This is a genomic window from Paenibacillus sp. sgz302114 (assembly GCF_056120345.1).
In genome coordinates, this window is sequence record NZ_JBVYOI010000004.1 from 71,299 (window position 1) to 82,563 (window position 11,265).

Below are 11,265 nucleotides of genomic sequence, written 5' to 3' on the forward strand. Positions count from 1 at the left end.
TTGTAGTGAAACACACCATTTTCATCACGAGGTTGTTACTATATTCACCAGAACCAATGACCACTCGTATTTCTTCGTTATTCGCAACCATTTTTCGCCCCCTTAGCCCTGCATGTTCAGTGTAGCAATAACGACTTTATCCATAAATGGAGGCAGGTTACTTGTGTATGGATATTTGTGCTTTCAATAATTCTGTTGAGTTGAAAAGAGGCTTCAAAAGGATAAAATAGAATGAGTTAGTAACTATGCCAAAGAAAAGGGATTAAACGATGACGATTAGACTGTACTACAATTCTTCCTATGTAACCGAGTGGGAGACGAAAATTACGAAGTCGCTCAGGAGAGATGATGGATGGTACGTCCTTTTGGAGGAAAGCGCGTTTTATCCTCATGGGGGTGGCCAACCTTGTGATACGGGAACGATTAACGGTATCGCTGTTCTCGATGTTATAAGCGAGGAAGATGAAGTGCTGCATAAAGTTGAGCGGCTGCCGGAGGGTACGGATGCGTCCTGCCGGATCGATTGGCAGCGAAGATTCGATCATATGCAGCAGCATAGCGGCCAGCATCTGCTGTCGGCGGTTTGTCTGAAGTTATTTGATGCAACGACGCTAAGCTTTCACCTTGGCAGCGAATCCGCGACTATCGATGTGGAGAAGTCTGAGTTGACTCTGGAGCAATTATCCCTTCTAGAACGGGAAGTGAACCAGGCTATCTACGATAATCACCGAATTGCTAATTATATGGTTTCCGAAGAGGAGGCTAGCCGATTGCCGCTTGTAAAGTCGCCGAAAGTGTCGGGGACAATACGGATTGTTGAAATCGAGAACGTGGAATACAATGCGTGCGGCGGAACGCATGTTTCATCTACGGGTGGAATCGGGATGATCAAGCTGCTAAGAACGGAAAAGATCAGAGGAAATACTCGAATTTCATTCAAATGTGGAAATCGCGCCTTAACGGAATTTAACGATTGCTTGGGGATTATAGGGAAGCTTTCTTTAAAATTCAATTCTGGGAAAGAAGAAATTATCGCACGTGTTGAGAAGTGGGAGCAAGAGCAAAAACAGCTTCAAACGGAAATGGCTGCTCTCAAGGAGCAGAATGATTCGTTTATCGCGCGAGAACTATTGGATCAGCAGGAAAGCGGCATAATTGCTCATCAATTTGAGAACAGGTCGTTGAAAGATTTGCAAAGCCTGGCAATAAAGCTCGCTTCATTGACCAATGATCCCGTGCTGCTCGCTGATCTTATGGATTTCAAAGTGGTATTGTCGCACAGCGGGCGATTCGAGCGTTCTTGCGGTGCATTTTTCAAGGAACATCTTGGCGAGTACGGAGGCAAAGGTGGAGGCAGCAGCACTATGGCGCAGGCTGGTTTTGGGACGCTGAACGAAGCTTTGGCTTTCTATGAATTCGCAAGCATAGAGTTCAAGAGCATGGTCGGTTGACGAGAAAATGGTCCGATTGCTGACAATGCAGGTTTAGAATCGAGTTTTCTCTATCAAAGGAGGATGATGACAGAGTAACCGTGCATTATTTGGGGACAGATTATATTTATGAGGTTGGACGGAACACCGTCCTTATCGGTGAGAAACGCATCTATAGGGATACAATTATTGAACGATATGAAGATATTACTTATGTTCCCGCACGACAGGTTGCTGAAATTATTCATGCAAAACTAACATGGAACAACAATCTCAAGAAAATAAATTTTTCCTTCTCAAGCAATACCTCCAATTCCAAAACAAAGGATGGAGAAAAGACATGAACCATTTGCAAGCAGGTTATGGTTTGGACCGCAATGGATTTATTGTGAGCGATGTAAGTTTAGCCAAGATTGCTAGCGCATACTTGCCTTGCATCACAGAAACGGTTGAGAAACTAACCATGCTGTTTCCGGGTCAATTGCACAGTGTCTATGTGTACGGCAGCGTTGCACGAGGTGAAGCTGTCGCACTTAAATCAGATTTGGACATTCTGGCTATGTTTGATGGAGAGTTGAATCCTGGCGAGGTAGCGGCAGTAAAGAACCTGAGCAGTCAGTTATCTCAAAAGTATATCTCTCTCGTTCGTGAAGTCGGTATCGCGATTGGAAACATTGACCATGCTTTTGCTCCAGAAAATTATTATGAGCAGGCCTTTCTTAAGGAGCTGTGTGTCTGCGTTCACGGAGAAGATATTCGTGGGCGTTTTGGTCCTTACAAGCTCACATGGGAGATTGCAATTAGCTTCAACGGGGACATTCCTGACGTTTTTTCAAGGACAATATCTCGGTTAGAACAAGCAACTGACAAGGAATTCATAACCATTACACAGATATTTGCTCGTAAACTCATTCGAACATTCTACTCGATGCTGATGCTGCGATCTCAAATTTGGACCACTCGACTTCATGAACAGTCAGAAGTCATTATTCGCTATTATCGCGATAAGGAATCTGTTATTCGAACGCTGCAGCAATGGATAGATGAGCCCCCGTCAGACCGAGACACCGTACTGGACCTCTTTAAGAGGGAAGGTCAGTGGGCGAGTGATAACTTTGAGCTTGAAGCCTGCATCTCGACTTCTTACAATAAAATGAGAATTGAGTAGAGGATGTGAGGAATATGACTAAGATTGGACTCATAAGGCATGGAGTTACGGATTGGAATATTGAGAAACGTGTACAGGGTCAAAGCGATATACCGCTTAATGATATAGGAAGACAACAGGCTCGGTCGTTGGCGAACCGGTTGAAGAGCGAGGAATGGGACTATATTTTCGCAAGTGACCTTATAAGAGCTAAAGAAACCGCTGAAATTATTGCTCGGACAATGGGCTTAAACGTAAAAACAGATGAAAGACTAAGGGAAATGTATTGCGGCGATATTGAAGGAACGACTTTGGATGAAAGAATAAGCAGGTGGGGGGACGAGTGGGGAAAACTTCAACTAGGTATCGAGGATGACGAGACAATCATGTCGAGAGGAATGTCATTTATTGAGTATATCTCCACGTCTCTGCCTGGGAAAAGAGTGTTAATTGTTAGTCACGGGGCATTGCTTGGTGTAACTCTTAAGGGATTAATCCCGCATGTAGATACAGAAGAGCACTTGAAAAACACTTCAATGACTGTTCTGAATCTCGAGTCAAAATGGGAATGCGAACTGTATAATTGTTCCAGACACTTGAGCGAGTCGTTCAATTAACAGGCGAGTCAGCTGATCGATCAAGGAGTAGTTTGCCGGTCGCAGCTGCTCCTTGTTTCGTTGAGGTATCGGGAGAGTTAGCGGTCATTTATTGCGGATCTTTGGCTTGATGCTGGCTAAGCGAAGCTTTCTTCGACGCTAATTGTTTGGCGAGATCAGCCTGGCTGCGAGTTAAGATCTTAATCTCTTCGTTTAATTTATTAATACGTGTCATTTTGCTGCTCAAATCGTTGTGGGACTGGCTTAGTTTCATATCTCTTTCCAATTGTTTGATCTTCGCTTGAGCTTTCTTTAGTTTGTTCTTCTCGGTTACGATGTTGCTTTCTATGTCAGCGATATCCCGCTGGAGCTTGTTGACGATTGCTCTCGTGAAATTAATGGACATTCATGCACCTCATAATCATGTAGTGTAGCCTGATATTACATTTTACTATAAATAACTCCGTTAAGCGAGCAGGCAGGTAAGGAGGGGCTAGATGAGATGCTGGCGATATGTTGGTATCCTTTCATCATTAGGAACGATTGTGCTATGGATAATTCTGTGCTTCTTTAACCCATACAATTCTGCTCCACAAGGTAACGATGTATTGACTAGAACTGTTTTATTTCTTGTAGTACCAGCATTAATTGCAGTAGTAGGCTCAATGATTAGGAGTCGGGTGCATTTTTAAGTTATTTATTGTTGCTTCATTCGGGTATCTGTTGTCTGGGATTATGATGAGTAAACGTGTAAATTCTGATTAATCAGGAGGAGTTAAGGTCCCGATGAATGATAATAAAATAGTAAATGAGTCGTTTGAACAAGCTGCAAATATATATCAGCAAGCACGCCCGGAATATCCAGAGGAATTGTTCGATGACCTGATCGTGTGGCAAAATTGAATCCAGGTGATCGTTTGTTGGAAGTTGGCTGTGCAACAGGCAAGGCAACACTCCCTGTTGCCCGGAGAATAGGATAAGGGTATCTCTTTAATTGAAGAGTGGCAGGATAGTGCAGTACCCGAGTGGAAGAATATAACGCAGGAACAGTAGCAGGTAGCCTCAATCGAATAATAAGGAGCGAGCATCGATGTCACTGATAAGCAAAGTCGGTCAAATTATGGTGTATGTCAACAATCAAGATGCGGCAAAGGAGTTCTGGACGGAGAAGCTTGGTTTTGTCGTCATTTCGGAAATGGATAACGGTGAAGGCTTCAGATTTATTGAAGTGGCGCCGTCCCAGCAATCGGAAACAAGCATTGTTCTACATAACAAAGAATTCGTAGCGAAAATGTCGCCTGAACTGAACCTTGGCACACCGTCGCTCATGTTCTACTCAGATAATCTGGATCAATTCTACAGCGACTTGAAGAACAAGAATGTCACAGTCGGCGAGCTGGTGACGATGCCATTCGGCAGATGCTTCAACTTTGCTGACGATGAATCGAATTATTTCGCAGTCATGGAGAAATAGTGAAGGAATAAAGCCATAGCTGTGTTATTACATCCGCGGATCCCGCGGATTTTTTTGCGTTTGTAGTCCTAACCTACTGAAAATACGCATGCTCTACGAACTACTATCTGAGTGCCTAAGTAGGATTGGAAGAGCAGGTGGTTCATTGATGAATAGTACTCGTAAGGAAGAGATCAAGAAAAAGCGTCGAATCGGATGGACGAAAATAGTCGTATCACTTACATTGGCCATGGCGTTCGTTGTATTTGCTGGGTGGTTTACGCTTCGTACTTTGGTGAATAGGCAAGATATATCGCTGCTCGCAAAGCCGCTCCCGGCAGAAACGGTTATTATGGACGATAATGAGAAAGAAGCAAGCCGGATAAAGTTGAACACGACGATTGAACCGGTGAGCTATGACGCGTTGCCGAAGCAGCTTATTGATGCTGTAGTTGCTGTAGAGGATAAAAGATTCCTCGAGCATCACGGCACAGATGTTTGGGGAATAGGGCGGGCGCTGTTCACGAATGTAACGAACGGCAAAACGGTCGAAGGCGCGAGCACCATTACGCAGCAGCTGGCGAAAAACGTTTTCTTGTCGCAAGAGCGGACATGGTCGCGCAAATGGAATGAAGCGCTGCTCGCGAAGAAGATCGAGCAGACTTATAGTAAGCAGCAAATTATGGAGATGTATTTGAATCAGATCTATTTTGGCGAAGGAGCATGGGGCATTAAACGGGCGGCGAGCACCTATTTCGGGAAGAGCGTCCAGAAGCTTACGTTGTCGGAATCTGCGCTCCTCGCTGGCATTATTAAAGCGCCATCTGCTTTGTCGCCATACAAGCATAAGGATGAAGCGAAGGATCGGCGTAATGTGGTACTGCGGCTTATGCGAGATCAGGGCAAGATTAGCTCGAGCACGTATGAGGCGGCAAGCAAGCTGCCGATCCGACTAGGCAGCGCTAAGTCGAGCGGGGGGGAAGGACTGAAGTATCCTTACTTTGTGGATCAGATTATCCGCGAAGCTTCTGAGCAGTACGGATTGTCCGAGAATGAAGTGCTGCATGGCGGATTACGCATCTATACGACGCTAAATACGAAGATGCAGCAAGCAGCTGAGCACGTTTATGCGCAAGCGTCCGTCTTCCCTAACAGCAGCTCAGATCAGCTCATTCAGAGCGGCGCCGTACTGCTAGACCCACGTGACGGTGGCATTAAGGCGCTTATTGGCGGCAGAGGGGAGCAGCCGTTTCGCGGATTTAACCGGGCCGTTCAACTAAAGCGCCAGCCGGGTTCGACGATGAAGCCGATCTCCGTATATACGCCGGCATTCGAGCGCGGTTATCTGCCGAGCGATACGCTCATGGACGAGCCGGTTGATTTTGGCGGGTACGCACCGAAGAACGCCGGAGGCGGATACCACGGCGAGGTGTCCATCTATGACGCTATCGTCAACTCATATAACATCCCGGCAGTAGAGCTGCTGAATGAGATGGGCATTGATGCGGGAATGGACGCTGCAGAGCGGTTTGGAATCAAGCTGTCTGATGGAGATCGGACGCTCGGACTCGCGCTTGGCGGCTTACAAGAAGGCGTCTCGCCGCTAACGATGGCGGATGCGTTCAGCACTTTTGCAAATGATGGCAAACGGTTTTCTGCACATGCGATTGCTCGTATCGAATCCGCAGACGGAGAGCTGCTTGCCGAAGCGGCATCGGAAGAGCCGATTCAAGTAACGGACTCAGCTGTGGCGCGGACGATGACTTCGATGCTGGAGGGCGTCGTGCAGGAAGGGACCGGCGAAGCCGCAGCTATCGAAGGTCGTCCGATTGCCGGCAAGACGGGGACGACAGAGATGCCAGGTACTGGCGGCGAAGGGATTAAGGACAACTGGTTCGTCGGGTACACGCCTCAGCTTGTCGGTGCAGTATGGCTTGGCTATGATCATACGGATGCCTCGCACTACTTAACGACGACGTCGAAGGCTGCAGCAGCTGTCTTTCACGCGCTTATGAGTGAAGCGATGAAGGGCGAGCCAGTGATGGATTTTCCAAAAGCTCCTCAGCTGTCAACGAAGAAACACGGCGATCAGGGTGGCAAGGGGAACAAAGATGAAGCGATGTCGAATCCAGGCGCAGGTCGCGATCATCCAGCCGGTCCTAAGGAACCAAAGAAACCGAAGGATGATCACAAACCGCATGATAAACATGGACCTGACGGAAAGCATAAGCCAGGCAAGAAGAGAGATAAGCACAATGACGATTAAAGTGGAGAAGGTTGACCGGTGCGTTCCAGCCGGACTGCACATACCTTGAACTCTGGCATTCGGCTGATCGGGTGGAGAGCATCGTTCGTCAGCAGATTGATCGAATGCTCGCCGCCCCAATGGAAAGGAACGAAGACGCTCGTGGGATGAATGTCCGGTGTCACCTTCACATCGAAGACGAGCGAGCCTCTTCGCGTTGTCAGCCGGAGGCGGTCTCCGGGGCGAAGTAAGATTTGCTCAGCGGCATGCGGGTGGATCTCGGCTACAGGAACAGGCGCTTTCTTCAGCAACGCCGCTGTTCGCCTTGTTTGAGCACCGCTCAAATAATGATTGCCGAGCCTGCCTGTGGTCAGGATGAACGGATATTCGCGGTCAGTCGTCTCAGCAGGCTTCATCGGCGTAATCGCGTGAAGCTTGGCGCGTCCATCTGGGTGCGAGAAAGCGCCGTTCTCGAACATGCGCGGCGTACCGGGATGGTCTGGTGTTGGACAAGGCCAGAACAGCCCTTTCTGTTCCTTCAATCTCGTGTATGTCATGCCGTTATAATCGGCGATACCGCCAGCTGAAGCGAGGCGCAGCTCATTGAAGACCGCCTCCGGTGAATCGAACGCAAAGTACGAGCCTCGTCCTAGCTTCTCCGCCAGCTTGCCGATGATTAGATAGTCCTCGAGAGCCTCACCCGGTGTTTCGAACGCTTTGGGGCGATGGAAGACACGACCCTCCAAGTTCGTTAATGTTCCTTCCGCTTCGAGGAAGGATGAAGAGGGCAGCATCCAGTGCGCGTAATCAGCGGTCTCGGTTGCGAACATATCGATAATGACGAGCAATTCAAGCTTCTGCAGAGCCTCGGCGACTCGTGCGCTGTTGGGGCTGGAGACAAGCGGATTGGAACCAAGCACAATCATCGCTTTAATCTCTCCATCGAGGATTTTGCCATATAGCTCATACGCCGAGACGCCTTTGCCGGGAAGCTCCTCTGGGTCGATGCCCCAGACGGATGCGACATGGCTTCGCGCTGACGGATCTTCGATCAATCGGTAGCCGGGCAGCTGGTCAGCCTTCTGCCCATGCTCGCGGCCGCCTTGGCCGTTCGCTTGTCCGGTAATCGGACCGAAGCCGCAGCCGGGCTTGCCGATCTTGCCTGTGACGAGGCAAAGGTTAATGTAGCTGAGCGTATGTTCAACGCCATTCACTTGCTGCTCAATTCCGCGTGCCGTGAATATCATGCCTGTCTCGGCTTGCGCAAAACCGCGAGCTACGGTCCGAATGACTTCCTTCGGTATGCCGGTATAATGCGACACGTTATCGGGAGAGAAGGGGCGCACCGCTTCGCGGATGTCAGCTAAGCCATTCGTATGCTGCTCCACGAACTTTGCATCGTACAAGCCTTCCTCAAGAATGACATGCATTAATCCGCTTGCGAAGACGGAGTCAAACCCGGGCTGTAGATTTATATGAATATCTGCGATCTTCGAAGTCATTGTGCGGCGGGGATCTATCGTAACGATGATGCCGCCTTGCTTCTTCGCTTCGAGCAAATAGGGGATCATCGTCGGCTGGCATTCGGCAATGTTGGTGCCCGCAAGAATGATGTACTTCGCTTTCGGTATATCTTCGAGCGCTAGATTCAAGCCGCGATCTACGCCGAAAGCACGATTCTGAGCTGCTGCCGCCGAAGACATGCAATAACGCCCGTTGTAATCGATGTACTTGGTGCGAAGCGCGACACGGGCGAATTTGCCGAGCAGGTAACACACTTCATTCGTCAGCGAACCGCCTCCAAATACGGATACCGCGTCATTCCCGTATTGCGCTTGAATCGCTTGGATTCGGCTTGCGATGTCGCTGAGCGCGTCATCCCAGCTCGCCGCCGACCAAGCCGATGCCGTGTCACCCGAAGCGACCTTGCGCATCGGCGCAAGAAGCCGCTCAGAGTGGACAGCATGACCAAGCACATTCAGACCTTTCTGGCACAACCGACCGGTAGCAACAGGGAAGTGCTGGCTCGGTTTTACTTCCCAGCCCGCTTCATTATCGGCGCGGATGAGATCGATGCCGCACTGCATGCTGCAGTAACAGCAGTGAGAGTGAAGCCGCTCTGCATTTGAGGATGCAGAAGCGGTGAGTGGCAATAGCGCCATCGTAATTCCTCCTTTATGCTCGGCTGGCGGCGGGAGCTGCGTCTTTAAGACTCTCGCTATGACGCGATCGTTGAACTGTGAGAATCAACATGAGAGGAGCGACCGGCTTTGAACCATGTTCGCTTCCACGAGCCTTGCGTAGCCAAGATTAAGCCGATGCATGTAAGCGCGACGCCGCTAAGGATGAGAAATCCCATCGTGTAAGACCCGGTCGATAGCTTCAGACTGCCTAACAGATTCGGCAGAAAGTATCCGCCTAAACCGCCGGCTGCCCCGACGATGCCGGTCACGATTCCGAGTTCGTTCTTAAAGCGCTGCGGCACGAGCTGGAAGACGGAACCGTTACCCATGCCAAGCGCCATCATGCCGATAAACAGCAGCGGAACGATGAGATAGAGCGGAGGGAGAAATGAGATGGAGGCCATCATCAGGGCGGTCACGCCATAAAGTGCCATAAGCATGCGTACGCCGCCGAATTTATCTGCCAGCCAGCCGCCAAATGGGCGAAAGAAGCTTCCGGCGATGACGCAGACAGTCGTGAAATCAGCCGCATGCACCGGACTTAAACCATATTGCGTATTGAAGAAGATGGTCAGGTAGTTGGCCATGCCGACAAATCCACCGAAGGTGACGCCGTATAAGAGACAGAACATCCAAGTGTCTCGCTGCCGCAGTACTGCGCCGTAATCGGCAAGCTTGCGCGGCGATGGCTGATTGGGGCTATCCTTAGCCATGAGGGTGAAGGTGATGAACACGACAGCGATGGGAATCAGCGCGAGGCCGAAGACGATATGCCATGATCCGAAATGCTCTGCGAGCCGATTCGCGAATAGCGTTGTGAAGACAGTGCCGCTGTTGCCAGCTCCGGCAATGCCCATCGCAAGTCCTTGATATTGCGGCGGATACCAGCGGCTCGCGAGCGGCAAAGCTGCAGCGAATGAAGCGCCTGCTATCCCGAGCAGTAGTGCAACGATATACAGCTCGCTAAGCGAGTCGGCGAATTTCCATCCCCATATAAGCGGAATGACGGTCAGAAGCATGCCGATTTGTCCAGTGCGTTTAGGACCGATGACGTCCGTCATATAGCCGAGCACAAGCCGTAGAATAGAGCCTCCAAGTATGGGAAGTGCGACCAAATTCGCCTTTTGCGCAGCGTCCATCTGGAAATCGTTCATAATGATGACGGCTAACGGTCCGAGCAGAACCCAAATCATGAAGCTCGTGTCAAAATATAAAAAGGCGCTCGCGAGCGTTGGGGTATTTCCGCTTTTCAAAAAGCTCTCTTTATTCATCATCTTCTTCAGGTCTCCTCTCCCGTCCCCGGGTTTATTGAACATAAAAAGACCGCACTGCAGTCATTAGAACTGCAATACGGCCTCATCGCCACTGGCTGCACATCGGTGTGCATGCCAACTATTTACGGAACAGATACACGTCATTGTGATCTTAGTTGCATTATATGCGCGGTGAAATGTTCATGTCAATATAGCTAACATAATATTTTGCTAGCCATGAATCAATTGGTACACCTTAACGATCGAAGCAGCGATATCTCCGATTCGTTTCCGCTCATTCATCGCCTGTTTGCGCAAGAAATCATACGCTTCCGCTTCCGAAATACCTTTTACCTCACATAGAACGGTTTTCGCTTGATCAATCCATTTTCGTTCTTCGAGACGCATGAGGAGCTGTTCGCGTTCTTCAGTCCAGTGCTTGCGCTGCTGGAAGTTTCGGAGGCCCCATTGCAGCGCTAGCTTCATTTCGCTCACAGTCATTGAAGGGAATAAGAGACCATCTGGTGTGTAAACCCAGTCGCTCTGTTTGAGAGCGGCGTCTTCGGAGCAAAGCCAATAGGTGGGCAAACGTCTCATCGTTGTTATCGTCGTCTGCCAATCGATCAGTTTGGCATGCGGTACGTGAAGGACGACGGCATCCGCGATATGGATATGATGCTGTGCTTCGCTTGATGTTGCTGCGCGGTATAGCTTATGGCAGCTTTGCTGTAGATGTGGGGGAGATTGGATGGCAAGTGATCCTGGTTCGATAAGAAGAATTGTTCTCGGTATAACAATCACCTCGCATAGATGGCATATTCGCCATTCATTCTTACAAAAGGAAGAAAATATGTAATCAAATATAACACCAATCATGGGGCGCGTCGATATCAAAATGGAATGAGCTGAGTAAACTTCGTGTAAATGAACGACTTTTGCCTGAATTGTGTTAAGTTTG

The 11,265-nt window shown here is 49.2% G+C and carries 10 protein-coding genes; 6 read left to right on the plus strand and 4 right to left on the minus strand.

The annotated features are described in order from the left end of the window. The first annotated feature begins 269 nt into the window (after nucleotides 1-269). The 4 genes from AC0LWF_RS12365 to AC0LWF_RS12380 are packed head-to-tail and all read left to right on the plus strand — an operon-like array spanning nucleotide 270 to nucleotide 3,194. The gene (locus AC0LWF_RS12365; protein WP_474651838.1) at nucleotides 270-1,451 is read left to right on the plus strand and encodes an alanyl-tRNA editing protein; all 1,182 of its coding nucleotides are present in this window, start codon (nucleotides 270-272) and stop codon (nucleotides 1,449-1,451) included. 38 nt (nucleotides 1,452-1,489) lie between these two features. After that, nucleotides 1,490-1,774 carry a stalk domain-containing protein gene (locus AC0LWF_RS12370; protein ID WP_474652236.1) on the plus strand — a complete coding sequence of 95 codons (285 nt, stop codon included), beginning with the start codon at nucleotides 1,490-1,492 and terminating at the stop codon, nucleotides 1,772-1,774. Beyond that, the gene (locus AC0LWF_RS12375) at nucleotides 1,771-2,598 is read left to right on the plus strand and encodes a nucleotidyltransferase domain-containing protein (RefSeq protein WP_474651839.1); all 828 of its coding nucleotides are present in this window, start codon (nucleotides 1,771-1,773) and stop codon (nucleotides 2,596-2,598) included. Before AC0LWF_RS12370 ends, AC0LWF_RS12375 begins: the two co-directional genes overlap by 4 nt. A 14-nt stretch (nucleotides 2,599-2,612) precedes the next feature. Continuing rightward, nucleotides 2,613-3,194, plus strand: a complete 582-nt coding sequence (locus AC0LWF_RS12380) for a histidine phosphatase family protein (protein WP_474651840.1) — start codon at nucleotides 2,613-2,615, stop codon at nucleotides 3,192-3,194. Nucleotides 3,195-3,282: 88 nt separating this feature from the next. Here the strand turns inward: AC0LWF_RS12380 and AC0LWF_RS12385 are convergent, their stop codons facing one another. Further along, a complete protein-coding gene (locus tag AC0LWF_RS12385; RefSeq protein WP_474651841.1) occupies nucleotides 3,283-3,579 on the minus strand; it encodes a hypothetical protein in 297 nt (98 codons plus the stop codon). A 690-nt stretch (nucleotides 3,580-4,269) separates the two neighbouring features. Between AC0LWF_RS12385 and AC0LWF_RS12390 the strand changes: the two genes are divergently transcribed. Together AC0LWF_RS12390 and AC0LWF_RS12395 are read left to right on the plus strand one after the other, a co-directional pair. Then, on the plus strand, nucleotides 4,270-4,647 hold the full coding sequence (locus AC0LWF_RS12390) for a VOC family protein (protein WP_474652237.1): 378 nt from the start codon (nucleotides 4,270-4,272) through the stop codon (nucleotides 4,645-4,647). A 148-nt stretch (nucleotides 4,648-4,795) separates the two neighbouring features. Further along, nucleotides 4,796-6,892, plus strand: a complete 2,097-nt coding sequence (locus tag AC0LWF_RS12395) for a transglycosylase domain-containing protein (protein ID WP_474651842.1) — start codon at nucleotides 4,796-4,798, stop codon at nucleotides 6,890-6,892. Here the strand turns inward: AC0LWF_RS12395 and AC0LWF_RS12400 are convergent. From AC0LWF_RS12400 to AC0LWF_RS12410, 3 genes are all read right to left on the minus strand, one after another. Then, nucleotides 6,889-9,033, minus strand: a complete 2,145-nt coding sequence (locus tag AC0LWF_RS12400) for a molybdopterin oxidoreductase family protein (protein WP_474651843.1) — start codon at nucleotides 9,031-9,033, stop codon at nucleotides 6,889-6,891. The two genes, AC0LWF_RS12395 and AC0LWF_RS12400, sit on opposite strands and share 4 nt — an antisense overlap. A 56-nt stretch (nucleotides 9,034-9,089) precedes the next feature. Next, nucleotides 9,090-10,325 carry a nitrate/nitrite transporter gene (locus AC0LWF_RS12405; protein WP_474652238.1) on the minus strand — a complete coding sequence of 412 codons (1,236 nt, stop codon included), beginning with the start codon at nucleotides 10,323-10,325 and terminating at the stop codon, nucleotides 9,090-9,092. 213 nt (nucleotides 10,326-10,538) lie between these two features. Further along, the gene (locus AC0LWF_RS12410; RefSeq protein ID WP_474651844.1) at nucleotides 10,539-11,108 is read right to left on the minus strand and encodes an ANTAR domain-containing response regulator; all 570 of its coding nucleotides are present in this window, start codon (nucleotides 11,106-11,108) and stop codon (nucleotides 10,539-10,541) included. Between the last annotated feature and the right edge of the window lie 157 nt (nucleotides 11,109-11,265).